This is a genomic window from Pseudomonas piscis (assembly GCF_009380155.1).
Lineage (GTDB): Bacteria > Pseudomonadota > Gammaproteobacteria > Pseudomonadales > Pseudomonadaceae > Aquipseudomonas > Aquipseudomonas piscis.
This window is the reverse complement of record NZ_WHUV01000005.1, coordinates 21,559-45,361: the sequence shown is the minus strand read 5'-3', so window position 1 is coordinate 45,361 and position 23,803 is coordinate 21,559. Positions and strand designations below refer to the sequence as shown.

The window sequence follows — 23,803 nt, the reverse complement described above, 5'->3', positions numbered from 1 at the left end:
AAGGGTGTTGCGGGTGCTGCATGGATGGCCGGCTCGGCGGCCATCCGGATGGTAGTTTGCAACTGGTCCGGTTCAGGGCAGCGCCTTGCCGAAGGCCAGCAGCGGCGCGGTGGCGGCGCAGGCTTGCAGGGCCTGGTCGAGGTCGGCCAGCAGGTCGTCGATGTCCTCGAGGCCCACCGACAGGCGTACCAGGCCTTCGGCGATGCCGTGCTCGGCGCGCTCCTCGGGGCTGTAGGTGGAATGGGTCATGCTCGCCGGGTGCTGGGCCAGGGACTCGGCATCCCCCAGGCTCACCGCCCGGCTGAACAGTTGCAGGGCATTCATGAAACGGGTGCCGGTGGCCAGGCCACCCTTGAGTTCGAAGGCGATCATGCCGCCGGGCAATTTCATCTGTTGCCGGGCCAGGGCGTACTGGGCGAAGGACGGCAGGCCGGGGTAAGCCACCCATTGCACCAGCGGATGCGCCTCCAGGTAGCGAGCCACGGCCAGGGCGTTGGCGCAGTGGCGGTCCATGCGCAGGGCCAGGGTCTTGAGTCCACGCATCAGCAGGAAGGCATCCTGGGGCGACAGCACGGCGCCGGTCAGGTCCTTCAGGCCTTGCAGGCGGATCTTCTGCGCCAGTTCCTGGCGGGTGACGACTACGCCGGCGGTGATGTCGCCGTGGCCGCTCAGGTACTTGGTGGCCGAATGCAGCACCAGGTCCGCACCCAGTTCCAGGGGGCGCTGCAGGTAGGGCGTGCAGTAGGTGTTGTCTACCACCAGGGTGAGGTCGCGGTACTGGTGGGCGATCGCGGCCACGGCGCCGATGTCGACCAATTGCATATTGGGGTTGGCTGGCGATTCGAAGTAGATCACCCGCGTATCGGGGCTGATGGCGGCCTGCAACTGGCCTGGCTCGGCCATGTCCACATGGCGCACCTTGACCCCGAATTCACCGAGGCCGTGGTGCAGCAGGGCGAAGGTGCAGCCGTAGAGGGTACGGTTGACCAGGATCTCGTCCCCCGGACGCAGCAAGGTCCAGAGAGTGGCGGCGATGGCCCCCATGCCGGAGCCGAAGGCCACCGCGGCCTCGCCGTGTTCCAGGTCGGCCATGCGTGACTCCAGCAGGGCCAGGGTCGGGTTGCCGATACGGGTGTAGAAATAGCCGGGCTCTTCGCCGGCAAAGCAACCCGCGCCGTATTCGGCAGTGGCGAAGGTGAAGGTGGACGTCAGGTAGATCGGCGGGATCAACGCACCCTGGTGCTGCTGGGGGTCGTAGCCGTGATGGATGGCGCGGGTGGAAAAACCAAGGTCACTGTTTTTATTGTTCATGGTGGACGCTCCTGATTTGCTCTAATGCTATGCTCAAATCCGGCGCAATATTTTCTAATCTGGCCCCTGTAAAAGCGCTCGATTGGAATAAAAAACCATAAAAACAAGATTAAGAGGCAAAATATGCCCGCTGGCCTGGATCGTACCGACAAAGCCCTGCTGGTCGCGCTGCAAGACAACGCACGGCTGACCACCGCCGAACTGGCCGACAGTGTCGCGCTCACCACCTCTCCCTGCTGGCGCCGGGTCAAGCTCCTGGAAGAGAGCGGGGTGATCACCGGCTACCAGGCGATCCTCTCGCCCAAGGCCCTGGGCTACGGCGTCACCGCCTTCGTCAGCGTCATGATGGAATCCCACTCCCGCGAGACCGCCCGGGCCTTCGAGCAACGGTTGCTGGAGATTCCCGAGATCATCGCCTGCCACAACGTCTCCGGGCGTTATGACTTTCTCCTCGAAGTGCTGGCCAAGGACCTAGAGTCCTTCGGCGAGTTCGCCCGCGAGGTGCTGCAGACCTTGCCGGCGGTCAAGGAGATCTACTCCAGTTTCTCGTTCAAGTCGGTCAAGCCGGCGCGGTTGATCCCGGTGCTGCAGCAAGGCGGCTGACGGCAGCGCGGATCAGTGCAAGTGCTGCTGGTCCAGGTGCTCTTTCAGGCATTCGATGAACGCCTGGTGCTTGCGCGTTTGCCGCCGGTGCACCGGGTAGATCGCGTGGATCCGCGGGCCGAACTGCTCCGGATCGAGCACTGCCTCCGGTAGCAGTTGCACCAGTTCGCCGCGTTGCAGGTAGGGCGCCGCGCTCCACTGCGGGCACAGTTACAGGCCCAGGCCGGCCAGCAGCGCGCCGAACAGGAAATCGTAGTTGTCGCTGGCCAGCCGTGGCACGGGCTGGGCCACTCGATGCTGCTGGCCCCCGAGGCTGAAGCGCCAGAAGTGCGGGTTCAGCGCCGGGTGGCGGAAGATCAGCCAGTCGTGTTCGTGGAAAGTCTGCGGGGTCACCGCCAGCGGCTTGCGTTGCAGGTAGCGCGGGCTGGCACAGAGCAGAATGCGATTGGCGGTCAGTGGCCGGGCGATCAGGTCCGGCAGGTCCACCGGGCCGTCGCGCACCGCCAGGTCGTAGCCGCCAGCGAGCAGGTCGACGAACTCGTCGGTCAGCTCCACCTCCAGGCGCATCTGCGGGTAGAGCTCGAGAAAGCGGTAGCACACCGCGTTGAGAAAGGCCGGGGCAAAGGAGGGCGGTGCCACCAGGCGCAAGGTGCCGCACATTTCCTGTTGCAGTTGGTCGATGTGTTCCTGGGCCTGTTGCAGTTGGAACAGCACCTGGCGAGCACTGGCCAGGTAGAGATGCCCGGCCTCGGTCAGGGCGATGCGGCGCGTGGAGCGTTCGAACAGCCGCGTGCCCAGTTGGGTCTCCAAGTGCGTCACCGCCTTGGTCAGGGCCGAGGTGGTCTTGCCCAGGCAGGCGGCGGCGCGGGTGAAGCTGCCCTGGTCGGCGGTGGCGACGAACATGCTGATGGCGCCCAGTTGGTCCATGGGTCTTGCCTCTTTGGAAAGAATGAGTTGCTCGGCGCAGTATTCTTAAATCCCCCCGGGCTTGGCTAGTCTCGTGGCCATTCTGACCAAGGGGTGCCAACGACAATGAAAAACGCTCTGAAGATCATGCTGGCCTCGGCGCTGGTTGGTACATCGCTGTCGAGCCTGGCAGCGGTGGACCTGCTGCTCTACAACGGCAAGGTGTTTACCGCCGAGCAGGGCCAGCCCCTGCAGCAGGCGGTGGCGGTGGAGCAGGGGCGGATCGTCAAGGTCGGCAGCGACGCCCAGGTGCTGGCGCTCAAGGCGGCCGGCACCCAGGTGGTCGACTTGCAGGGCAAGGTGCTGATGCCCGGCTTCATCGACAGTCACAGCCACGCGATCTTCGGCGGTCTCAAGCTCAAGGCCGCGGACCTGGAAAGCCAGCAGTTGCCGCTGGATGAACTGGAGCGGCGCCTGCGCGGCTGGCGCGACGACGGCAAGGCGCGCCATGGCGATACCCTGAGCGTCAGCGGTTTTCCTTCCACCTACTGGAGCCAGGTGGATGCGCTGGAGCAACGCTTCAATCAGGGCGAGTGGGCGGATACACCGATTCTGTTCGTCGGCTGGGACTACCACACTGGCTGGGCCAACCGCGCCATGCTCAAGCGCGCCGGCATCGACGCCCAGCGGGTCAAGGCGCTGACGGGCGAGGCGGTGGCGACCATCGGTCACCATCCCGATGGCACGCCCAATGGCTTCGTCGCCGATGCCGGGCTCTCGGCCCTGACCTCCCAGGTCCCGGCGCCGAGTTTCGAACAGATGCTCGAGGCCGGGCGTGCCGCCAGGGACCTGAACCACAGCCTGGGCATCACCGCGCTGATGGACCCGGCGGCCAACGCGGTACCCAGTGACGCGCTGTTCGCCATGCATCCCACGGCCCAGACCGTGGGCGTCTTGCCGGTGTACAAGGCGCTGGCCGAGCAAGGCGAACTGGAGCTGCGGGTCGCTGCGCTGATGGTGGCCAATCCCAAGAGCCGGCCAGCGGATCTTGCGGTGCTGGACCAGGTGCGCCGGCAGTTTCTCGATGTGCCCAACCTGAGCTTGCCGGGGATCAAGATCTTCGCCGATGGCGTCGCCGAGTTCCCGGCCCAGACCGCGTCCTTGCTGACGCCCTACAAGAACTCGCAAAAGGGCGGCGAGCTGCTGATCGACCCGGCGCATTTCGGCGAGCTGGTCAGCGCCGCCGACGCCCGTGGCTGGCTGGTGCATGTGCACGCCATCGGCGATCGCGCGGTGCGTGAGTCGCTCAACGGCATCGAGCAAGCCCGGCGCCAGCGCCATAGCGGCGTGGTGCACTCGATCACCCACTTGCAAATGGTCAATCCCAAGGAATTCGCGCGCTTCAAGCCGCTGGACGTGATCGCCTCGATGCAGCTGTATTGGGCTTCCGCCGATGAGCTGAGCATCGATCTGCTCAAGCCCTACATCACGGCCATGCAGTTTCAGTTCATGTACCCGGCGCGCTCGTTGTTCAAGAACGGCGCCACCATCGCCGGTGCCAGCGATTGGCCGGTGAGCACGCCCGAGCCATGGAAGGCCATCGCCCAGGCGGTCAGTCGCAAGGGCCCCAAGGGGGTGTTGAACAAGAACGAGGGTATCGACCGCCAGGCCATGTTCTACGCCTACACCCGCAATGCCGCCCGCGCCATCGGCCTGGAACAGCAGATCGGCAGCCTGGTCCCGGGCAAGCAGGCCGACCTGATAGTGCTCGATCGCGATGTGTTCCAGGTCCCCGATGAGCAATTGGCCGACACCCAGGTGCTGAGCACCTATTTCGCCGGTCGCGAGGTCTACCGCCGCCCGAGCGAATGACCTCGGGCCATTGCGCCAAAGCGGCCCGCGACCCTGTTCGCGGGCTTTTTTTCAGCCGTCGATCAGGCTCCGTCGATGGTGTTGGAGACGTTGATTTACCTGGGCTTCGGCGTTTTTTCCAATGGCGGAGAAGGCCTGCGCCAGGGCCTTTCCGACGATTGAACAGTTGACGTTGGCAGCGGCTTGTTCCTATTCTTTGTCAATCGACAAATAATAGGAGCGTTCGATGAAAACCCTCAAGGGTCCCAGCCTGCACCTGGCGCAGTTCAGCGCCGACACGGCGCCATTCAATGACCTGCCGGGCATTGCCCGCTGGGCCGCCGACCTGGGTTTCAAGGCGTTGCAGGTCCCGGCCTGGGACGAGCGGCTGTTCGATGTCGCCACAGCGGCGCACAGCCAGGACTACTGCGATGAGGTCAAGGGTCAACTGGCCGAGCACGGCCTGGTGATCAGCGAGCTGACCACCCACATCTTCGGCCAGCTGGTGGCGGTACACCCGGCCTACGACGCGATGTGCGACAACTTCGCCCCCGAGGCCCTGCGCGGCAATCCCAAGGCGCGCACCGACTGGGCCATGGAACGCATGCAACTGGCGGCGCGGGCTTCCCGGCGCCTGGGGCTGGATGACATGGGCACTTTCTCCGGCTCGCTGGCCTGGCCCTACCTGTTTCCCTTTCCCCAGCGCCCCGACGGCCTGATCGAGACCGCGTTCGCCGAACTGGCGCGGCGCTGGCGGCCGATCCTCGATGCCTGCGACGAGCAGGGGGTCAACCTGTGCTACGAGATCCATCCCAGCGAGGACCTGCACGACGGCACCAGTTTCGAGCGCTTCTTCGACCTGGTGGATCGGCATCCGCGTTGCCACATCCTTTTCGATCCCAGCCACTTCGTGCTGCAGCAACTGGACTACCTGGCGTACCTGGACATCTACCACGAGCGCATCCGCATGTTTCACGTCAAGGATGCCGAGTTCAATCCCAGCGGGCGCCAGGGCATCTACGGCGGCTACAGCTCCTGGGTCGAGCGGGCCGGGCGGTTCCGTTCGCTCGGCGACGGCCAGGTGGATTTCAAGGGGATCTTTTCCAAGCTGGCGCAATACGACTACGGCGGCTGGGCGACCCTGGAGTGGGAGTGCTGCCTCAAGGACCAGGAGGACGGCGCCCGGGAAGGCGTGGAGTTCATCAACCGCCACATGATCCGCGTCACCGAACGGATCTTCGACGACTTCGCCGGTGCCCGCATCGACCGCCAACAGATCAACGCCATGCTCGGCATCGCCTGAACCTTTCCCACGGAGATCACTATTGATGAATGCCTTTACCGACAACACCCAGGTCGATGCCAACGGCCTGGCCCATCGCTACGTGCGCATCGACGGCCAGCGGATCCATTGCGTCAGTGCCGGCAGTGGCCGGCCGGTGCTGCTGATTCCCGGCTGGCCGCAGACCTGGTACGCCTGGCGCGAGGTGATCCAGGCCCTGGCCGCCAGGGGTTTCCAGGCCATCGCCGTGGACCCGCCGGGCACCGGGCAATCCGATCGCCCGGAGCATGGCTACGACACCGGCGCCGTGGCCGGTGTGCTGCACCGAGTGATGGAGCAGCTGGGGTTCGAACGCTACAGCGTGGTCGGCCATGACGTGGGCATGTGGGTCGCCTACGCCCTGGCCAGCGACCGGCCCGAGGCCGTGGAGCGCCTGGCGCTGACCGAGGCGGTGATTCCGGGGCTGGCCGAGGCGCCGCCGATCTTCGTCGAACCGGGGCAGAACATCTTTCTCTGGCACTTCATGTTCAACCAGCTGCGCGATTTGCCGGAAGCGCTGATCGCCGGCCGGGAGCGGGTCTACCTCAACTACATCTTCGACAAGTGGTCCCATCGCCGCGAAGCGGTGGCCAGCGAGGAGTACATCCAGGCCTATGCCGCCCCTGGCGGACTGCGTGCGGGCTTCGCCTACTACCGGGCGATTCCCGAGACCGTGCGCCAGAACCAGCAGCGCGCCGAACGCATGCTCGACATGCCGGTGCTGGCCATCGGCGCCGAGCATGCCACCAACGATGCACCGCTGCTGACCCTGCAGGGCCGGGCCAGCAACCTGCGGGGCGCCATCGTGCCGGACTGCGGGCACTTCATCATGGAGGAGGCGCCAGAAGCCTTCCTTGCCCACTTACTGCCGTTCCTGGAAGAGCAGGCGGGCTGAGCCTCGACCGTCGTCCCCGGGCAGGGAAAATGGCCCGGGGAGCGCGCAAATCTAATATCATTTCGTCCCGGCGCCCCGTGCCGGCCGCCGATCGGGCCCCACCGATCGCCGCTCATCCTGACGAGATACCCGATTCCCATGGCTGGAAGACCCCGCGAATTCGATCGCAACCAGGCGTTGCGCCAGGCGCTCGAACTGTTCTGGGCCCGTGGTTTTGAAACCACCTCCATGGCCGACCTGGTGGCCGCGCTGGGCATCGCCTCGGCACGGATCTACGCTGCCTTCGGCTCCAAGGAGGCGCTGTTTCGCGAAGCCATCGAGCTGTACGAGAGCCATGAGGGCGGTTTCGCCGACCGCGCCCTGGCCGAAGAGCCCAGTGCCCGTGCCGCCATCGCCCGCCTGCTCGACGAGGCCGTGCAACTCTATACCCGGCCAGGCCAGCCCCTGGGGTGCATGGTGGTGTCCTCGGCGGTGAACTGCTCCAGCGACAACGACGGCGTGCGCCAGTGGCTGGCCGAGCACCGGCGGGCGCGCACCGCCAGCATCGTCCAGCGGCTGCAGGCGGCGGTGCAGGCGGGGGAGCTGGCAGGTCATGGCGATGCAACTTCCCTGGGCGATTATTACTCTACGGTGCTGCATGGCCTGTCGGTGCAAGCCCGGGATGGCGCCAGCGCCGAGCAACTGCGCAAGGTGGTGGCGCTGGCCATGGGCGTGTTCGATAACGCGCGCAACCTAACCCCTGGCTAACCTGCGACTCATTACCCTGGCTGCGCTCGCCGTGAGCGCCAGACAGCGCTACCAGCCGGGCAGGGGCCCGGTTTTTCTCGGATCCATCATCCGCTCCACCTTCGAACGAGTAGTACGACCCCGACATGAGCAATCCCCAGGCGACACCCCAAGGTAACTGGCAGTCGGTCATCGCGTTGGCCCTGGCCGCCTTTGTCTTCAACACCACCGAGTTCGTCCCGGTCGGGCTCCTGAGCGCCATCGGCGCGAGCTTCGACCTGGCCAGCGAACAGGTCGGGCTGATGCTGACCATCTACGCCTGGGTGGTTTCCCTGACCTCGCTGCCGGTGATGCTGCTGACCCGCAACGTCGAGCGCCGGCGCTTGCTCACGCTGCTGTTCGGCTTGTTCATCCTCAGCCACATATTGTCCAGCCTGGCCACCAGCTTCGGCCTGTTGATGCTCAGTCGCATCGGCATCGCCCTGGCGCACGCGTTGTTCTGGTCGATCACCGCATCCCTGGCGGTGCGCCTGGCCCCCGCGGGCAAACAGGTACAGGCCCTCGGCCTGCTGGCCACCGGCACCTCCCTGGCCATGGTCCTGGGCATTCCCCTGGGGCGCCTGCTGGGCGAGGCCCTGGGCTGGCGCACCACCTTCAGCGTGATCGCCGGCCTGGCGGCTCTGCTGGTGCTGTGGCTGATCCGCACCTTGCCGCTGTTGCCCAGCCAGAACTCTGGTTCGCTGCGTAGCCTGCCGCTGCTGTTCAAGCGCCCGGCGCTGGTGGCGGCCTATGTGTTGACGGCCATGGTGGTGACGGCGCAGTTCACCGCCTACAGCTACGTCGAGCCCTTTATCAAGGTGGCCTCGGGCCTGGGCGGCGACGTGGTGACCCTGGTGCTGCTGGTGTTCGGCGGCTCGGGGATCATCGGCTCGCTGCTGTTCAGCCGCCTGCACCGCCACAGCCCCCAGGGTTTCCTGCTGGTGGCCGTGGCCCTGTTGATGCTGTGCCTGGGCCTGTTGCTGCCGCTCAACGGGCATGTCTGGTCGCTGGTGGCCCTGAGCGTGGTCTGGGGCATGGCGATCATGGGGTTCGGCCTCTCGCTGCAGTCCAAGGTCCTGACCCTGGCACCGGACGCCACCGACGTGGCGATGGCGATGTTCTCCGGGATCTACAACATCGGCATCGGCGGTGGCGCCTTGCTCGGCAGCTGGGTCGGCGGGCAACTGGGGTTCGCCTATGTCGGCGTGGCCGGCGGCGCCCTGGCGGCCCTGGCGCTGATGCTCTATGGCTGGTCGAGCTGGCGCATCGCCCGCGCCACCGCGCAATGAAGCCATGGTGGGCACCGATCGTTCATTGAAGGCCCTGCGGGCCTTGTCGCAGCCTCGCGGGCTCGACAGCGCCTACAGGGAGGGCAGGCGGCCATCGACCATCACCAGGGGGCGACCGCGCACGTGTTCCAGGCTGGCATCGACGCCATAGACGTCGCGCAGCAGCCGTGGGTCGATCACCTCCAGGGCCGGGCCGGCGGCGGCCAGGCGACCGTTGTGCAGGACCACCACCTGTTGGCTGAAACCCAGGGCCAGGTTGATGTCGTGGACCACCACCAGGGTGATCAACTGGCGCTCGCGGGTGGCATGGGTGATGGCTTCTACCACCTGGCATTGGTGGTACAGGTCCAGGGCGCTGGTGGGCTCGTCGAGCAACAGCACCTTGGGCTGGCGCACCAGGGCCTGGGCCAGGCCCACCAGTTGCCGCTGGCCGCCGGACAGGGCGTCGATGGGGCGGTCCGCCAGGCGCGTCAGGTCGAGGTCGGCCAGCACCTGCTCGACGCCCTGCAACACTGCCGGGCTTGGCCGCCCGGGAGTGAAGCCGGGGCTGCGGTGCCCGGCCATGGCGGCACTGAGCACGGCCTCGAAGGCACACAGCCGGGTCCGCTCCGGCAGGCTCTGGGGCAGGTAGACGATATGCCGTGCCCGCTCCACCTGGGGCAGGCGGGCCAGGTCGGTACCGTCGAGCAGCACCTGGCCCGAGGTCTTGTGCAGGCCGGCAATGCCCCGCAACAGCGTCGACTTGCCGGCCGCGTTGGGGCCGATCAGTGCGGTCACGCTGCCGGCCTGCAGGGCCGGCAAGTCCACTGTGTCGAGCACCTGCCGGTTACCGTAGTGCATGCTCAGGCCGGCGGTGCTCAAGCCCTTGGCCGAGGATGAAGAATGGTTCACAGGACACCTCGACGGTTGCGCATGACGATGGCCATGAAGAACGGAATGCCCACCAGGGCGGTGACGATGCCCACCGGGATCAGCACCCCGGGAATCAGCGCCTTGCTAGCCACCGACGCCATGGACAGGATCAACCCGCCGCTGAGCACGCTGGCCGGCAGGAACAGCCGATGGTCTTCCCCCACCAGCAACCGGGCGATGTGCGGGGCGATCAGGCCGATGAAACCGATGGTGCCGACGAAGGACACCGCCAGCGCCGACAACAGGCTGATGCGCAGCAGCGACAGCAGGCGCAGGCGGCCGACATCGACGCCGAAGCTGCGGGCCCGCTCCTCGCCCAGGGTCAGGGCGGTCAGGGCCCAGCTCTGGCGCAGGGAAAATGGCAGGCACAGCAGCAGCGCCACGGCCAGGATCGCCAGCTTTTCCCAGGAGGCACGAGCCAGGCTGCCCAGGGTCCAGAACACCAGTTGCTGCAAGCTGTCCTGGCTGGCGACGAATTGCAGCAGGGCCACCAGGGCGTTGAAGGCGAACACCAGGGCGATGCCGAACAGCACCAGGCTTTCCACGCCGAACCCGCGCCAGCGCGCCAGCAGGTACAGCAGCGCCACCGAAGCCAGGGCGAACACGAAGGCGTTGACCGAGACCAGGTATTGCGCCGGCACGCCGGGCAAGCCCAGGCCGAGGACGATGGCCAGCGCCGCGCCGAAGGCCGCGGCAGCAGAGACGCCGAGGGTGAAGGGGCTGGCCAGGGGGTTGTCGAGCACCGTCTGCATCTCGGCCCCGGCCAGGGCCAGGGCGGCGCCCACCAGCACCGCCATCAAGGCGTAGGGCAGGCGCACGTTCCAGACGATCACCGCTTCGACCCGGGGCATCGAGCCTGGGTCCCACAGTACTTGCAGCAAGCGTTCCAGGCTCATGCCCGAAGGCCCGGTGGTGATATCCAGGGCCAGGGACAGCAGCAGCACCAAGGCCAGGCCGGATAACAACAGGACCCGCCGGCCATGGCGCTGGCGGTAGTGGCTCGAAGCGATTGCTTCTTGCACTTCGGTAGCCGCCTGGGTCATGGCGCCAGGCTCGTGGCGAACACGCCGCTGGCGGGGATCGGCATGAACCGCTGGTACAGCTCGCGGCGGGTCTGGTCCGGATCCAGGTCCCTGAACAGCTGCGGATGCAGCCACTTGGCCAGGGCCTGGACCGCCACCAGGTGCTCGGGCGAGTCATAGAAGATATGCCACAGGCCATGCACGTTGCCCTGGCGTACCGCTCGCAGTTCGTTCAGTGGCGGGCGCTGGGCGGCCTGGCGCAGGCTGTCGTGGGCCTGTTGCAGGGTGGCCGAGTAGCCCAGGGTGACGCCACCCTGGCCCGCGGCGAAGACCCCGGTGGCCACGTACACATCCGGATCGCTGGAGAGGATGTATTCCACGTTCAGGGTGCCAATGGGCCCGGGGATACGGCCGTCGGCGATATTGCGACCGCCGGCCAGCTTGATCATCTCGCCGAAGTTGCCGGTGCCCGGCGAGCCGCAGCAGTCCTGGAGGCCGGCGAGCATGTCGATGAAGATCGTCGGCTGCTCGAGCTGGCCGGCCTGGGCCAGGGTGTCGGTGACCCGGGCCAGGGAGCGCTGGTAGAAGTCGATGAATGCCTGGGCCTGCTGTTCACGTCCGAGGGCCTGGCCCAAGAGGCGCATGCTGGGCACGGTGTTGCTCAGCGGATGGTCGCTGAAGTCGACGAAGATCACCGCCACCCCGGCCGCTTGCAGTTGCTTGACTGCCTCGCTGTCGGGGCTCGGCCCATGGCCGCCGCTCAGGGCCATGATCGCCAGGTCCGGATGCACGGCCAGGGCCTTCTCGACGCTGAAGGTATCGGCGGAGGTTCCTCCCACCAGCGGTATCTTCTCGGCTTCCGGGAAGGCCCGGTGGAAGGCGCCGTAGCCTTGCACGTCGAGGCCGCGAAAATCTCCCTGCCAACCGGCGACCCGGGCGAATGGATGCTTGCCCTCCAGCAGCGACAGCGAATAGATCATCCGGCCTTCGCCGAGCAGGATGCGTTCGACCTTGTCCGGTACCTGGACCTGGCGCCCGGCCAGGTCGGTGAGGGTCGCGGCGCTGGCCGCGGCGCTGCACAGCAGCCCCAGCGGCAACAGGCCCAACAGGAGCCCACGGCGGGCCCGGTGCAACAGATCACGGTGTGTCATGGGTTATTTCCTTGAACGATGGGACGGCCCGGCGAGCGGCGCGCTTGCGCCACCACAACAGCAGGCCGGTGATGTACAGCAGGGGCAGCGCCAGGCCACAGGCAAAAGCCAGCCAGGCACCGGGAGCGCCCAGCAGCAGCTGGCCGTGGGCGGCGGAGAACAGCGGCTTGAGCGCCAGGGGTTGCCCGGTCAGCCAGGCGAACCACTGCGGTTGTGCCAGCCAGGCGCCGCTGCCGGCGATCAGCGCCAGGGGCAGGCATAGCCAGGCCGCGGCGACGTTATGCCACTCGCGCAGGCGCCGGGTGCCGCGGCTGCCGGGACGCAGGCTGGCGGCCTTCCACCAGCTGCGCCGTCCCGGCCACCACAGGTACAGGCCGCTACCTAGTGAGGCCAGCAGCGCCAGGCCGCAGGCCAGCACCAGGAGCGAACCCCAGGCCGGCGGCAACAGCAGGCTGCGGTGCAAGGCCACCAGCCGCGCCAGCCACAGGTCCTCGAACACGAAGAACCCCCGGGGCTCGGCGCTGTAGGGATCGATCATGGCGATGCCGGTGCCAGGACGATCTTCGAGGGCACCGAAGACGATGGCGTTGTCCGATTCGAGAAAGCCCTGGCGCGGCGCAGCGGCACCGAACACCTTGTGCAACTGTGGGTAGGCGTTGGACGCAGCGCTGATCCAGGCGCTCTGTTCCAGCAGGGTGCCGTGTTCGCCGGGAGCCAGCTGTAGCATCTGCCCGCCGACCTCCCAGCGCAGGATCGGCCCCTTGAGCTCCAGCAGCGCACCGCTGAGCCCCAGGAGCGCCAGGAACAAACCCAGGACCAGGGCCAGCCAGCGATGGACCCCGAGCCAGATTTCACGTAGCCGCAGCATGCCGGCCTACCAGCGGTAGCGCAGGCTGGCGATGAGACTGCGGTCGTAACCGGCACTGCAACTGCTCACCGAACAGCTTTCGTAGTAGTGCTTGTCGGTGAGGTTGTTGGCATTGACCGCCAGGCGCAGGCCCTTGGCCGCCGGGACCAGTTTGTCGAAGTCGTAGTGCACCTCGGCATCGAGCAGGGTGTAGGAGGGCACGTTGAGGGTGTTGGCGGGGTCGCCCTTGGTGCTGCCGATGTAGCGCACCCCGGCGCCGAACCCCAGGCCCCCCAGCGGCCCGTCGGGCAGGCTGTAGTCGGCCCACAGCGAGGCCATCTTTTCCGGAGTGTCGGTGGGCCGCTTGCCCTTTTCCAGCGGGTTGTTGCTCTTGCTCACCTCGGCGTCGTTCCAGGTCAGCGCCGCCAGCAGGTCCAGGCCCTGGGCCAGGCTGGCCTTGCCTTCCAACTCGACGCCGCGGACGTTGATCTCGCCGGTCTGCAGCTTGTTCAAGGACTGGGCGGGATCGGCGGTCAGGACGTTCTCCTGGGTCAGGTCGAACAGCGCCAGGGTGATGTAGCTGTCGATGCCCGGCGGTTGGTACTTGATCCCCACCTCAGACTGCTTGGCGCTGGTGGGTTTGTACGGCGCGCCGTAGAAGTTGGTGCCCAACACCGGGTCGAACGAGGTGGAGTAGCTGATGTAGGGCGCCAGGCCGTTGTCCGCCAGGTACACCAGGCCGGTACGGTAGGTGAACTTTTCGTCCTTCTGCTTGTTGCCGGTGTTTCTCAGGCGGTCGTCGGTACGGGCGTTGGAGCGATCCTGGCGGCCGCCGACGGTGACTACCCAGTGATCGTCGAAGGTGAATTGCTGCTGGGCATAGACCCCGACCTGATCGGCGCGCTGCATGGTGTTGGCGAACGGCTTATCCGGCGAGAAAACTCCGCCGTGCACCGGGCGATAGATATCGATGGGCGATGCCGTGCCGCCCAGCAGATGGTAGTCCTCGCGGGTGCGCCGGTAGTCCAGCCCCAGCAGCGAGACCATCTGCGTGCTGCTCAGGTTCCAGCGGGCCTGGACGTTGTTATCCAGCGAGTAAGTGTCGCCAACGATGCGAAAGCGATAGGCGTCGCGTTTCAGGGTGCGCAGGTCGGAGGCGAGGAATCTGCCGCTGACGGTGTTGGTCAGCAGGTTGACGTGGCCATAACGGGCGCTGGAGTTCAGGCTCCAGACGTCGTTGAAGCGGTGTTCCAGCAGGTAGCCGAGGCTGTACTGGTTGCGGCCGTTGTCCAGCCCCGGCTCGTCGAGGAACACGTTGCGCTTGACCTTGCCTTTGGGGTTGCCCAGCAGCGTGCCCTGACTTGGCAGGAATACCCGCGGGGCGCCGAAGCTGTCCTTGGTGTAGTCGGCCAGCAGGGTCAGGCTGGTGTCCTCGTTGGGTTTCCAGGTGAACGATGGCGCGATGAACTGCTTGTCGTCGGGGATATGGTCGAACTGGGTGCCGCTGTCCCGTTGCAGGCCGACCAGGCGATAGAGGAACTGGCCCTGGTCGTCCAGGGGGCCACTGAAATCGAACTGGCCCTGGGCCCGGCCGAAGCTGCCGCCCTGGATCTCCACCTCGTGGAAAGGGGTGTCCAGGGGCCGCTTGCTGACCTGGTTGACCACGCCGCCGGGAGAGTTCTGGCCGAACAGCACCGACGCCGGGCCCTTGAGCACGTCGATACGCTCCAGGCCATAGGCTTCCACCTTGGGCCAGGCCTGGGCGGTGTTGCCCTTGAGGCCATCGCGGAGCATGCCGGTAGTGACGTCGAAACCACGGATCGAAATGGTGTCGAAGCGCTGGCTGGCGGCGATGGTGTTGGCCTGGACCCCGGCGGTATAGCGCAGGGCCTCGTTCACCGATTGCACTTTCAGGGCGTCCATCTGGTCGCGGGTGACCACGGAGATCGCCTGGGGGATTTCACTGAGCGTGGCGTCGGTCTTGGTCCCGCTGAGACTGCGCTTGGCCACGTAGCCACTTTGCTGGCCGGTGGGCGAGTCGATGGCGTTGGCGCTGATCACGCTGGTGTCCAGGACCAGGGGCTGGTCTTGCTCCTGGTCGGCGGTTGCCGCCAGGGCGCTAGCGGCCTGGGTCAGCGACAGACCCAGGGCCACGCCGTGGACCAGGCAGGACAGCGAACCGCGGCTGGACGGGGGGCGCGCGACCACATGCTCGACTGGCCAACCTGGGGTATTTCGGTGCGCAACGCGGGTACCCATGCTTAACTCCGTGATGGGGATTAAATGAGAATGCAAACGTATCTCATTAGTGAACGTTGCCTGGTGGCTAAAACTTTGGCTGCAGCGATCTTTTCTTTCGTTTGCGGTACCCGTTGGCACAGCCGGGATGGGGCCGGTGCAAACCCGCGGGCACTAACGACGAGTGGGGACGAGGATCAGGCGATGTTCAGCACTGGGCGCCCGGTGTAGCGGGCGCGACAGTCAGCGCAGGGATTTGGGGGAAACCCCGAAGCGCTTGCGAAACGCCGTGGAGAAATGCGCGGGGCTGTAGCCGACCCGGTAGGCGGCGCTGGACACGTTGGTCTCGCCGCTGGCCAGCAAGCGATAAGCCTCGCCCAGGCGCTGCTCCTGCAGGTAGGCGTAGACGCTGGTGCCGAACACCTGGCGAAAGCCGGCGGTGAGTTTGCGCGGGTTGAGGCCAACCTGGCGCGACAGCTCGGAGAGCGAGGGCGAGGCCGGCAACGAATTGAGCAGCAGGTCGCGGGCGGCGTGGATACGCTCGATGTCCGCCGAGTTGCAGGGGCTGTCCTGCAATGGTCGGGATTCGGCATGGGCGAGGATGCCCTCGACCCCCAGGGCGGTCAGTTCCAGGGCCTTGCCGCCCAAGTAGAAGGAGCGGGTGGGGCCTTGCAACGGGCAGGTGACGATCTGCTGCGCCAGGGCCAGCAGGGGTTTGCTGGCCGGTTGGCAGAACAGCATAGGCCCGCCGCCACGCTGGTCCAGCAGGCGCTCCGGCTCCAGGCCGACGTTGCGGATCGAGGGGAAGTCCAGCTGCACCGTGGTGTAGCGCACCGGCACACCCCTGGCGAACAGGTGGTCGCCGCAGTGCTCGCCCTGGTTGGCCACGGCGCACAGGGTCGGGCCGCGGATCTCCACCTCCGGCTGGCCTTCGACCCGGCAATTGAGCTGGCCACTGAGCACCAGGATGATCTTCAGGCCCTGCCAGAGCGATTCCTGCATCCGGGTCTGGCCGTCCATCAATATGGTGCCGGCGGACAAGGTGAATTCCGGTACCGAGGCGCTTTCTGTCCCGCCCTGCATATTGGGGAAACTCAGGGTGAAATCGGTGGTACGGGAAGGTTTCGTAGGAGGATTGTGCATGGCGAACTTCCTGTAGGCCTGGACAAGGGCGCATACGCTAGCAGGAAAAGGCAATGCTGTAATTAAGAACGATTTTCTTTTGTCGCGGCTTCTTGACCCGCGACGGGCATCGAGTGTCGATCGGCTGCTGATCAAAAGAAAAAGCCGCATAAACGAAAGCACTCAACGTTGCCGGTGCCTGGAATTTGCTCGTTAATGATTTCTCTCATTTTTCATGGATGAAATCCCCTATGGCACAGGAGTCCCGCGCTCAAGCATCCGGCACGTCGGTGAGCATACCGCTCGCCGTCGCTCGGACCCGATCGACAGCCCAATCCACGGTAGGGATCAAGGTGTGGCGTGCCGTTGCCCAAGCCCTTTACGGGGCGCTGCGGCCATGACCGAGCGGCACGGGCTCGCTGAGTTGTTGATGATCGTGCGTGGACGGTTATTGGCGGCGATGGCATTGCAGGCGGTCGCAGCATTGGCAGGGGTCTTGCCTTTCGTTGCGGTGGCGGAGTTGGCTCCGTTGCTGCTGGATGGCCGGCTGGCTGCATCGCAGGCCTCTCTTTGGCTGTTGGCTGGTGGCGGGGCCTTGCTGCTGCGCTTGCTGGGGCTGCTGGCGGCATTGCAGATCACGCACTTGGCGGACTCCGATCTGCAACGAGTACTGCGGCAACGCATTGCTGCGCATCTGGCACAAGTACCGCTGGCCTGGTTTGGCCGGCAGCGGCAAACCGCGGAACGAACGCTGCTCGATGACGTTGGTGCGCTGCATCAACTGGTGGCCCACATGCCCAATAACCTGGTGGCGGCAGTGGTGGTGCCACTGGCCAGCCTGGTTTATCTGTTGACGGTGAGCCTGCCCATGACCCTGGTGGTGATACTGCCGCCGCTGCTGGCCCTGTGGCGTCTGCGGGTGCTGCGCAGCCCTGGCTATCGTCAGGAGCGACAAGTGATAGGCGCCGCGTTCGGTGACTTGTCGACGGCGACCCTGAACTTCGTGCAGAGCATTGCCATGGTCAAATCCTTCGGCAAGGTGGAGCGGGTGCAGAACGATTTCTCCAGATGCGTGCAACGCTTTGCCGGGCTGTTCTCCCACTGGGTCGAACGCTGGGCAGGCCTGGGCGCCAGTGTGGAAGTGCTGCTGTCGCCATTGCTCATGCTGGCATTGGTATTGGTGGCTGGAGTGCCGCTGGTTGCCCTGGGGATCTTGTCTGCGGCGCAGTTGCTGCCATTTGCCCTGCTGGGGCCGGCCCTGGCAGCGCCGGTCGCTGTACTGGGGCATGGCATGGATGCCTGGGGGCAGGGGCGTGAGGCAGCCGAACGGATCTGCGCCGTGCTCAAGGCGCCGGTGCTGGCGCCTCCAATCATTTCCCTGCAGCCTCAGGGCGCAGTGGTGACGTTCGACAATGTGAGTTTCAGCTATCCCGATGGATCCCGGGTATTGCAGGGGATCGACCTGCGCCTGCAGCCTGGCACGCTTACCGCGCTGGTGGGTGATTCTGGTGCCGGAAAATCCACGCTGGCCAGCTTGTTGTTGCGTTTTGCCGATGTCACGGGCGGCGCTATCCGTATTGGGGGAGTCGACCTGCGGCACATCGTCGACAGCAACCTGCATCGCCAGGTGGCCTTCGTGTTCCAGGACGTGCAACTGCTGCGCGCGAGTGTCCTGGACAACCTGCGCCTGGCTCGGCCGCAGGCGAGCCTGGAAGAGGTGGAGCAAGCAGCGCGGGCGGCGCAGATACATGACTGCATCCGCGCCTTGCCTGAGGGGTACGACACCCTGCTGGGCAACGACCTGCAGTTGTCCGGTGGAGAGGTGCAGCGTCTGGGGATAGCCCGCGCCATGCTCAGCGAGGCACCGATCCTGGTATTGGACGAGGCCACCGCCGCCAGCGATCCAGAGTCCGAGGCTGCGATCCAGCAGGCGCTTTCGCGCCTGGCCCGGGGACGTACGGTACTGGTCATCGCCCATCGTCTGAGCAGCATCCAGGATGCTGACCGGATCGCGGTGCTGCAGGCCGGTCGCCTGGTGGAGTACGGTCGCCATCAAGACTTGCTGGAGCAGCGTGGGGTCTACGCCGGGATGTGGGCGGCGGAACAGTTGTGCGCCTGGCCCGCGATGGAGGACCGGTCATGATCGCAGCCTTGTTGCACAGCTTGCAGCCCCGGGAGGCCCGGATCCTGCGTCGGACCCTGCTGCGCATGGCGATCAGTGCCCTGGCCCAGGGCTGCGCGCTGGCCTTGTTTCCAATGGCCTTGTCCAGTTTGTTCAGCGGCCCGGTGGGCCATGCGACCCTCGCCTGGACCGCGGGGCTGGCCGGCCTTGCCGTGTTCTGCCTGTGGCTGCGCAGGCAGGCGCAGCTCGCCGGATATCGTGCGGGAGCTTGCGCCGCGCAGGCGTTGAACCTGCGCATTGGCCAGCAACTGGCGCGCTTGCCCCTGGAGTGGTACGTCGAGCGCCGTGGCGCTCAGCTCAATCGCCTGGTGACGCACACGGTATTGCAAGTCATGAGTGCCCCGGCGCATCTGCTGCAACCCATGGCCAACGCATTGCTGACGCCGTTGGCCCTGCTGGTGGCGCTGTTTTTCTATGACCACTCGATGGCACTGGCAGCCTTGGCCAGCATGCCGCTGTTATTGCTGCTCTATCACTGGGGCGTGCGCTGGGGAGGGGAGGCCGAGGTACTCAGCGAGGCTTCGGCCAACGAAGCCGCTGCACGTGTTCTGGAGTTTCTCCGGCAGCAGCCGCTGCTGCGAGCCAGCGGGCGTAATGGCGAAGGCTTCAATTTGCTGGGTGAGGCATTGCAAGAGCAGTGTGCCGCGCAACGCCGAGTCCATTGGCGTACCTTTCCCGCTGCCCTGGGGTTGGCGGTGACACTCCAGATGGGCTACAGCGCGGTCCTCTTGTGCGGGCTCTACGCTGTGCTGGGGGGAGCCTTGGAGCGGCCCAATACCTGGCGCTGGCGGTGCTTGCGACCTGCCTGGTGGAGCCGTTGAGTACCCTGGTCAATCTGGGAACCACCTTGCGCCAGACCCGCCACGCCATGGAGCAGGTGCGTGAGTTGCTGAGCCTGCCGGCTCTTGCCGAACCTGTGCAGCCCGTCGAGCCCGATGGCCGGCGAGTGGTGGTGCGCAATGCCAGTCTGGTACGCCAGGGCAGGGCCCTGTTGCAGGACATCGATTTCGAGTTGGAACCGGGCTCGCTGAACCTGGTGGTGGGCGCTTCGGGCTCCGGCAAGTCGAGCCTGCTACGCCTGTTGGCGCGCTTCAGTGATGTCAGCGGTGGCGCGATCCTGCTGGGGGGCGTCGATCTGCGACAGGTATCGGCATCCCATCGCGATGCGGCTATTGCCCTGATGTTCCAGGATTGTCCGCCCCTGGCAGCGAGTCTGCTGGAGAACTTGTGCGTGGGGCGTCCCGATGCGAGTCACGAGCAGTTGATGGCGGTGGCTCGGAGTGTCGGCCTCGACCGTGTTGCTCAACGTTTGCCCGAACGCTGGCAGACGCTTGTCGGCGAAGGCGGGGTCAGCCTGTCTGGCGGTGAGCGGCAATGCCTGGCCCTGGCCCGGGTGCTGCTCAAGGACGCGTCGTTGATCCTGCTGGATGAGCCTACGGCGGCCCTGGATGCCATCAGCGAGGCCCGAGTCAATCATTGCCTGCTACAACTGGCGCGCAAGCACACGGTGGTGCTGGTGACTCATAAACCGACCCTTGCGCCCGCTGCCGGGCAGATCCTGTTGCTGGACCAGGGACGCTTGGTCCAGCGTGGCAGCCATGGACAACTGATGGCTGTACCAGGGCGCTATCGCCAGTTGTTTCATGAACGAGAGGCGATCAATCGCTGGCGCTTGCGCGAGCCTCATGACCAAGACCAGGCAGCTGCCGCCGCGGATGCTGATCCAGAGGCGGGCTGGCAATCGGAACCCTCCTGCGCGCCCCGCAGGTATCGGGCACGCTGGAGTAGCAAGTCACGCGGGTAACGGTCTGTCGCGCGATGACCTCGTCGCGCTTCGCGCCAGCTGTCAGCCCAGCGGTTTGCTGGCGGTGGCTGGTCCTGCCAGCTTGCCTGGCTGGCTCTTCAACAGGGTACCGATCGCCACGGCATAGTCCTTGCCGGCCAGGTTCATGCTGTTGTTATGGGTGCCGCCGGGCACCAGCAGCAATGTCTTGGGTTGTGCCGCCGCCGCGAACAGCTCCCGGCTCAGGCGCGCTGGTACGTAGTCGTCCTTGAGGCCGTGGACCACCAGCAACGGCATGCCGATTTCGCTGATCTTGTCGATGGAGTCGAACTTCTGCGACATCAGCCAGCGCACCGGCAGCGAAGTCTTGGTCACTGCCGCCGCCGCGTCGCCCAGGGTGGTGAAGGTGGATTCGACGATCAGGCCGCGCGCGGCCACCGGACGCTGTTCGCTGGCGGCCTGGCGACCCAGTTCGGCGGCCAGGTCGATGGCCACCGCGCCGCCCAGGGAGTGGCCGTAGATCAGGCGTTTGCCCGCCTCGGGCTGCAATACCTTGAGGCGTTCCCAGGCCACGCGGGCGTCTTCATAGACGCTGGCTTCCGAGGGCAGCTCGCCGTGGCTCTGGCCAAACCCCCGGTAGTCGATGGCCAGCACCGAATAACCCAGGGCGTGCAACTGCTCGATGCGAAACAGCTGGCCGGTGAGGTTCCAGCGCACCCCGTGCAGATAGAGGATCGCAGGCGCATCGGCGCGTTGCGCCGGCCACCACCAGGCGTGGAGGTTCTGTCCGGCCCTGAAGCGGCTGGACTTGAGTTCCAACTCCTGCACCGCTTGCGGCAGGCCGTGGAACCAGCCGGCAGTACCAGGCTCGATGCGAAACACCAGCTGGCGTTCCTTGTACTGCAGCACCGCGCAACTGGTCGGCAGGCCGATGATCAGCAGGGCCATGCACAGCAGGGGGAGCCAGCGACGGCCAAGGCGCTGGAGCAGGGGCGGGGACATGCGGGGCACCATGGAGGAATCAAAACCGCGTTTTAACAGATGTCGCCAGGAAGGTCGCATAGATTTTCGTCGAGTTTCCAATGACCGCCCGGCAGGCGCCGGGCGGATCGGGTCAGAAGTTCCAGCGGGTGCTGACCATCACGTTGCGTGGGTCGCCGTAGTAGGCTGAGTTGTAGAAGCCGATATTGGTGTAGTACTTCTTGTCGAATACGTTGTTGACGTTCAGCGAGGCGGAAAGGTTATCGGTGATCTGGTAGCGGGCCATCAGGTCAACCAGCCAGAGCGGATCCTGGGAAAACTTCTCCTTGCTCTCTTTGCCGTATTTATTGACATTGAGAATCTGCCAGCCGGTGCCTTGCCAGCGTACGCCGCTGCCGAGGGTGAGCCTGTCCAGAGGGCCGGTCAGCTTGTAGCTGGTGTAGAGGTTGATCTGGTCTTCTGGTTCCCAGGTGGAAACCTTCTGGCCTGTCTGGTCGCGAATGATCTTGTGGGTGTAGCCGGCTTGCAGCTGCCAGCCAGGTGCCAGCTCACCGGAGATTTCCGCTTCGTATCCCTTGGTTTTAGCCTTGGCGCCCTTGGATGCCCTGTCGAGTCCGGAGATGGTGTCGGGAATGTAGCTGAGGTCGTCGACCGGGCGGTTTTCCTCGTGAACCTCAAAGTAGGCGAGGCTGGAGTTCAGGCGTCCATCAAAGAACTCACCTTTGAGCCCGACTTCATAGTTCTTGCCTTCGTCAGGCTTGAGCGGCTTGTTGTTCCTGTCGCGATAGTCGTCTTGCGGCAGGTAGATTTCGGTATAGCTGGCATAGGCCGAGAAGTTCTCGTTGAGGTCGTAGACTACGCCGGCATAAGGAACCACCTTGCCTGTGTCCTTGATCTGGCTGGTACCGCTGACCTCGTAATTGTTGACTCGGGTGCCGAGTATTACGCTCAGGTCATCGGTCAGGCTGAAGCGGCCAGTGATGTAGCCTGCGCTCTGGCGTGTGAGCTCGTCGTTGCGTCTGGTTTGCGGACCCCAATCCGGTTTTGGTGCCTTGCCTGTCCAGTTGAAGTAGTCAGGATTTGGGATGCTGCTGGCATTGGTGTAATCGCGCCCCAGCCAGCGTGAACGGGAAACCGAAGTGCCGACGACCAGTTGGTGTTCACGCCCGAACAAGCTGAAGGGGCCGGTGGCATACAGGTCACCGGTGTCACTGGTGGTTTCACCGGTGTATTTACGAGTCAGGAGCCTGGCATTTCCGGTCTGGACATCCGGCGATAGCAGGGCGGCCAGTGGCGCGTTGTAACCGTTGATCTGGTGGTTGTACTGCGCTTTAGCTACCCAGCCGTTCTGGAAGCTGTGTTCCAGAGTGGCGAATACGGTACGGGTGTACTGTTCCCAGCGGCTGTAGGTTGTACCGTTGTTGAATGAACGTGGGGTACTGATACGGTTGCCATCCGAGTTGAATAATGAAGCGGCGCCCGACCAGCTAGAACCCTTCGGGTTACTGTCCTGATAGTCGGCGCCTACGGTCAGCAAGGTATCGGGCGACAGGTCGAACTCAAGAATCCCGTAGTAGACGTTGGTCTTGCGCGAGTAGTGATCCAGGAAGGACTTTTTGTCCTGGTAAGCCGCGACGGCGCGGCCGCGTACGTTGCCCGTTTCGGTCAAAGGGCCGCTGACGTCGATTTCAGTGCGGTAGTTGTCCCAGGAACCTGCCCCCAGGTCCACATAACCCTTGAACTCCGAGGTGGGTTTCTTGCGCACCATGTTGATCGTGCCGCCGGGGCCGCCCGCTCCGGTGAGCAGGCCTGTGGCGCCCTTGAGTACTTCTACCCGGTCATAGATCACGGTGTCGGTCAGGGTATGGCCGGAAGAGTACTGGGGGTCCTGAAGGATAGGGATGCCATCGTACTGGAAGTTCTGGATGGCGAAACCGCGCGAAAAGTAGCTGGTGCGGTCGCTGTCGTAGGCCGCGACGGTGATGCCTGGCGTATGGCGCATGACATCGTCGATCGACTTCATGTTGAAGTCGTCCATGGCTTGTCGGGTGACGACCGAAATCGACTGTGGCGTTTCCCGTGGCGTCAGCACCAGGCGCGTGGCCGTGGCGATGGTGCCTGGAGTGTAGGAGCCCGTGCCTTCGGTGACCGTGCCCAACTGGTTAGCGATAACGCTGGTCGTTCCCAGTTGTAAAGGGGCGCTGGCTACCTGCGAGGCCACTTGAACCCGGTAGCCTTCGCCTTCTTTCACTGCCACAAGCCCCAGTGGGGCCAGTAGCTGTTGCAGCCCCTCGCTGACGGCGAAACGGCCCTTGAGGCCTGGGCTGCGTAGGCTCTGGGTCAGGTTCGAGTCGACGGCGATCATGGTTCCGGACTGCTGGCCAAAGGCGCCCAGCACCTGGTCCAGGTTGCCTGGCGCGATGTCATAGCCTACAGACGGGATATCCGCAGCCAGCAGGGGCGGGCTGCAGCTGGCGATGGCAAGGCCGATGACGACCGTGCGCAAGGCCGCGGCAAGTGGCGTAAGGCGAATGTGCATAAGGAAAATCCGTGGGTTGGAAAGGGTTGGCACAGAGCTGTTTTCCAGCTTCTTCCCTGGTCTTGATGCACGAGATTGAAAAAAC

Annotated in this window: 18 protein-coding genes and 1 pseudogene; 9 read left to right on the top strand and 10 right to left on the bottom strand. The window is 65.2% G+C overall.

Annotated elements, in window-relative coordinates; translation table 11 throughout:
* Positions 1 to 72: 72 nt before the first annotated feature.
* Entirely contained in the window at positions 73 to 1,311 is a 1,239-nt protein-coding gene (locus tag GDH07_RS25060) for a methionine gamma-lyase (protein WP_152899235.1), read from the bottom strand.
* Positions 1,312 to 1,434: 123 nt separating this feature from the next.
* Here GDH07_RS25060 and GDH07_RS25055 point away from each other — a divergent pair, with 123 nt between their 5' ends.
* A complete protein-coding gene (locus GDH07_RS25055; protein ID WP_152899234.1) occupies positions 1,435 to 1,914 on the top strand; it encodes an Lrp/AsnC family transcriptional regulator in 480 nt (159 codons plus the stop codon).
* 12 nt (positions 1,915 to 1,926) lie between these two features.
* Here the strand turns inward: GDH07_RS25055 and GDH07_RS25050 are convergent.
* Positions 1,927 to 2,841 (bottom strand): annotated as a pseudogene (locus tag GDH07_RS25050) (LysR family transcriptional regulator).
* Between the two features lie 105 nt (positions 2,842 to 2,946).
* Here GDH07_RS25050 and GDH07_RS25045 point away from each other — a divergent pair.
* From GDH07_RS25045 to GDH07_RS25025, 5 genes are all read left to right on the top strand, one after another.
* Positions 2,947 to 4,692, top strand: a complete 1,746-nt coding sequence (locus GDH07_RS25045; RefSeq protein ID WP_152899233.1) for an amidohydrolase — start codon at positions 2,947 to 2,949, stop codon at positions 4,690 to 4,692.
* A gap of 226 nt (positions 4,693 to 4,918) precedes the next feature.
* Positions 4,919 to 5,974, top strand: a complete 1,056-nt coding sequence (locus GDH07_RS25040; RefSeq protein ID WP_022639304.1) for a sugar phosphate isomerase/epimerase family protein — start codon at positions 4,919 to 4,921, stop codon at positions 5,972 to 5,974.
* 25 nt (positions 5,975 to 5,999) lie between these two features.
* Positions 6,000 to 6,887 carry an alpha/beta fold hydrolase gene (locus GDH07_RS25035; RefSeq protein WP_022639303.1) on the top strand — a complete coding sequence of 296 codons (888 nt, stop codon included), beginning with the start codon at positions 6,000 to 6,002 and terminating at the stop codon, positions 6,885 to 6,887.
* 138 nt (positions 6,888 to 7,025) lie between these two features.
* Positions 7,026 to 7,634, top strand: a complete 609-nt coding sequence (locus tag GDH07_RS25030) for a TetR/AcrR family transcriptional regulator (protein ID WP_031320020.1) — start codon at positions 7,026 to 7,028, stop codon at positions 7,632 to 7,634.
* Between the two features lie 125 nt (positions 7,635 to 7,759).
* Positions 7,760 to 8,941 carry a sugar transporter gene (locus tag GDH07_RS25025; protein ID WP_085598006.1) on the top strand — a complete coding sequence of 394 codons (1,182 nt, stop codon included), beginning with the start codon at positions 7,760 to 7,762 and terminating at the stop codon, positions 8,939 to 8,941.
* A gap of 72 nt (positions 8,942 to 9,013) precedes the next feature.
* On the opposite strand, the gene GDH07_RS25020 is transcribed toward GDH07_RS25025, so the two are convergent.
* The 6 genes from GDH07_RS25020 to GDH07_RS24995 form a co-directional block, all read right to left on the bottom strand.
* The gene (locus tag GDH07_RS25020) at positions 9,014 to 9,781 is read right to left on the bottom strand and encodes an ABC transporter ATP-binding protein (RefSeq protein WP_152899475.1); all 768 of its coding nucleotides are present in this window, start codon (positions 9,779 to 9,781) and stop codon (positions 9,014 to 9,016) included.
* A gap of 47 nt (positions 9,782 to 9,828) precedes the next feature.
* The gene (locus GDH07_RS25015; protein ID WP_152899232.1) at positions 9,829 to 10,896 is read right to left on the bottom strand and encodes a FecCD family ABC transporter permease; all 1,068 of its coding nucleotides are present in this window, start codon (positions 10,894 to 10,896) and stop codon (positions 9,829 to 9,831) included.
* The gene (locus tag GDH07_RS25010; RefSeq protein WP_152899231.1) at positions 10,893 to 12,026 is read right to left on the bottom strand and encodes an ABC transporter substrate-binding protein; all 1,134 of its coding nucleotides are present in this window, start codon (positions 12,024 to 12,026) and stop codon (positions 10,893 to 10,895) included. The genes GDH07_RS25015 and GDH07_RS25010 overlap by 4 nt, the downstream gene beginning before the upstream one ends.
* Positions 12,013 to 12,894 carry a PepSY-associated TM helix domain-containing protein gene (locus GDH07_RS25005; RefSeq protein WP_152899230.1) on the bottom strand — a complete coding sequence of 294 codons (882 nt, stop codon included), beginning with the start codon at positions 12,892 to 12,894 and terminating at the stop codon, positions 12,013 to 12,015. Before GDH07_RS25005 ends, GDH07_RS25010 begins: the two co-directional genes overlap by 14 nt.
* Before the next feature lie 6 nt (positions 12,895 to 12,900).
* Complete coding sequence (locus GDH07_RS25000) at positions 12,901 to 15,132, bottom strand: TonB-dependent siderophore receptor (RefSeq protein WP_152899229.1); 2,232 nt, start codon at positions 15,130 to 15,132, stop codon at positions 12,901 to 12,903.
* Positions 15,133 to 15,354: 222 nt separating this feature from the next.
* A complete protein-coding gene (locus GDH07_RS24995; RefSeq protein WP_152899228.1) occupies positions 15,355 to 16,254 on the bottom strand; it encodes a helix-turn-helix domain-containing protein in 900 nt (299 codons plus the stop codon).
* Between the two features lie 376 nt (positions 16,255 to 16,630).
* On the opposite strand from GDH07_RS24995, the gene GDH07_RS24990 reads away from it, so the two are divergent.
* Genes GDH07_RS24990 through GDH07_RS32585 form a run of 3 tightly spaced genes read left to right on the top strand, consistent with a single transcriptional unit; the run spans position 16,631 to position 20,219 of the window.
* Complete coding sequence (locus GDH07_RS24990) at positions 16,631 to 18,376, top strand: ABC transporter ATP-binding protein (RefSeq protein ID WP_152899227.1); 1,746 nt, start codon at positions 16,631 to 16,633, stop codon at positions 18,374 to 18,376.
* Positions 18,373 to 19,236: an ABC transporter transmembrane domain-containing protein gene (locus GDH07_RS32590; protein WP_246196036.1), complete on the top strand. Its 864-nt coding sequence runs from the start codon at positions 18,373 to 18,375 to the stop codon at positions 19,234 to 19,236. Before GDH07_RS24990 ends, GDH07_RS32590 begins: the two co-directional genes overlap by 4 nt.
* On the top strand, positions 19,206 to 20,219 hold the full coding sequence (locus tag GDH07_RS32585) for an ATP-binding cassette domain-containing protein (RefSeq protein ID WP_343038334.1): 1,014 nt from the start codon (positions 19,206 to 19,208) through the stop codon (positions 20,217 to 20,219). The genes GDH07_RS32590 and GDH07_RS32585 overlap by 31 nt, the downstream gene beginning before the upstream one ends.
* A 42-nt stretch (positions 20,220 to 20,261) precedes the next feature.
* On the opposite strand, the gene GDH07_RS24980 is transcribed toward GDH07_RS32585, so the two are convergent.
* Together GDH07_RS24980 and GDH07_RS24975 are read right to left on the bottom strand one after the other, a co-directional pair.
* On the bottom strand, positions 20,262 to 21,200 hold the full coding sequence (locus tag GDH07_RS24980; RefSeq protein WP_152899226.1) for an alpha/beta hydrolase: 939 nt from the start codon (positions 21,198 to 21,200) through the stop codon (positions 20,262 to 20,264).
* Positions 21,201 to 21,312: 112 nt separating this feature from the next.
* Positions 21,313 to 23,718 carry a TonB-dependent siderophore receptor gene (locus GDH07_RS24975; RefSeq protein WP_152899225.1) on the bottom strand — a complete coding sequence of 802 codons (2,406 nt, stop codon included), beginning with the start codon at positions 23,716 to 23,718 and terminating at the stop codon, positions 21,313 to 21,315.
* Between the last annotated feature and the right edge of the window lie 85 nt (positions 23,719 to 23,803).

Coding starts and splice junctions, on each gene's coding strand:
- GDH07_RS25020 (WP_152899475.1), bottom strand. CDS start 9,781: ATGCACTACGGTAACCGGCAGGTGCTCGACACAGTGGACTTGCCGGCC.
- GDH07_RS25015 (WP_152899232.1), bottom strand. CDS start 10,896: ATGACCCAGGCGGCTACCGAAGTGCAAGAAGCAATCGCTTCGAGCCAC.
- GDH07_RS25055 (WP_152899234.1), top strand. CDS start 1,435: ATGCCCGCTGGCCTGGATCGTACCGACAAAGCCCTGCTGGTCGCGCTG.
- GDH07_RS25035 (WP_022639303.1), top strand. CDS start 6,000: ATGAATGCCTTTACCGACAACACCCAGGTCGATGCCAACGGCCTGGCC.
- GDH07_RS24995 (WP_152899228.1), bottom strand. CDS start 16,254: ATGCACAATCCTCCTACGAAACCTTCCCGTACCACCGATTTCACCCTG.
- GDH07_RS25000 (WP_152899229.1), bottom strand. CDS start 15,132: ATGGGTACCCGCGTTGCGCACCGAAATACCCCAGGTTGGCCAGTCGAG.
- GDH07_RS25040 (WP_022639304.1), top strand. CDS start 4,919: ATGAAAACCCTCAAGGGTCCCAGCCTGCACCTGGCGCAGTTCAGCGCC.
- GDH07_RS25060 (WP_152899235.1), bottom strand. CDS start 1,311: ATGAACAATAAAAACAGTGACCTTGGTTTTTCCACCCGCGCCATCCAT.
- GDH07_RS25030 (WP_031320020.1), top strand. CDS start 7,026: ATGGCTGGAAGACCCCGCGAATTCGATCGCAACCAGGCGTTGCGCCAG.
- GDH07_RS25025 (WP_085598006.1), top strand. CDS start 7,760: ATGAGCAATCCCCAGGCGACACCCCAAGGTAACTGGCAGTCGGTCATC.
- GDH07_RS25005 (WP_152899230.1), bottom strand. CDS start 12,894: ATGCTGCGGCTACGTGAAATCTGGCTCGGGGTCCATCGCTGGCTGGCC.
- GDH07_RS24990 (WP_152899227.1), top strand. CDS start 16,631: ATGACCGAGCGGCACGGGCTCGCTGAGTTGTTGATGATCGTGCGTGGA.
- GDH07_RS32590 (WP_246196036.1), top strand. CDS start 18,373: ATGATCGCAGCCTTGTTGCACAGCTTGCAGCCCCGGGAGGCCCGGATC.
- GDH07_RS24980 (WP_152899226.1), bottom strand. CDS start 21,200: ATGTCCCCGCCCCTGCTCCAGCGCCTTGGCCGTCGCTGGCTCCCCCTG.
- GDH07_RS25010 (WP_152899231.1), bottom strand. CDS start 12,026: ATGACACACCGTGATCTGTTGCACCGGGCCCGCCGTGGGCTCCTGTTG.
- GDH07_RS24975 (WP_152899225.1), bottom strand. CDS start 23,718: ATGCACATTCGCCTTACGCCACTTGCCGCGGCCTTGCGCACGGTCGTC.
- GDH07_RS25045 (WP_152899233.1), top strand. CDS start 2,947: ATGAAAAACGCTCTGAAGATCATGCTGGCCTCGGCGCTGGTTGGTACA.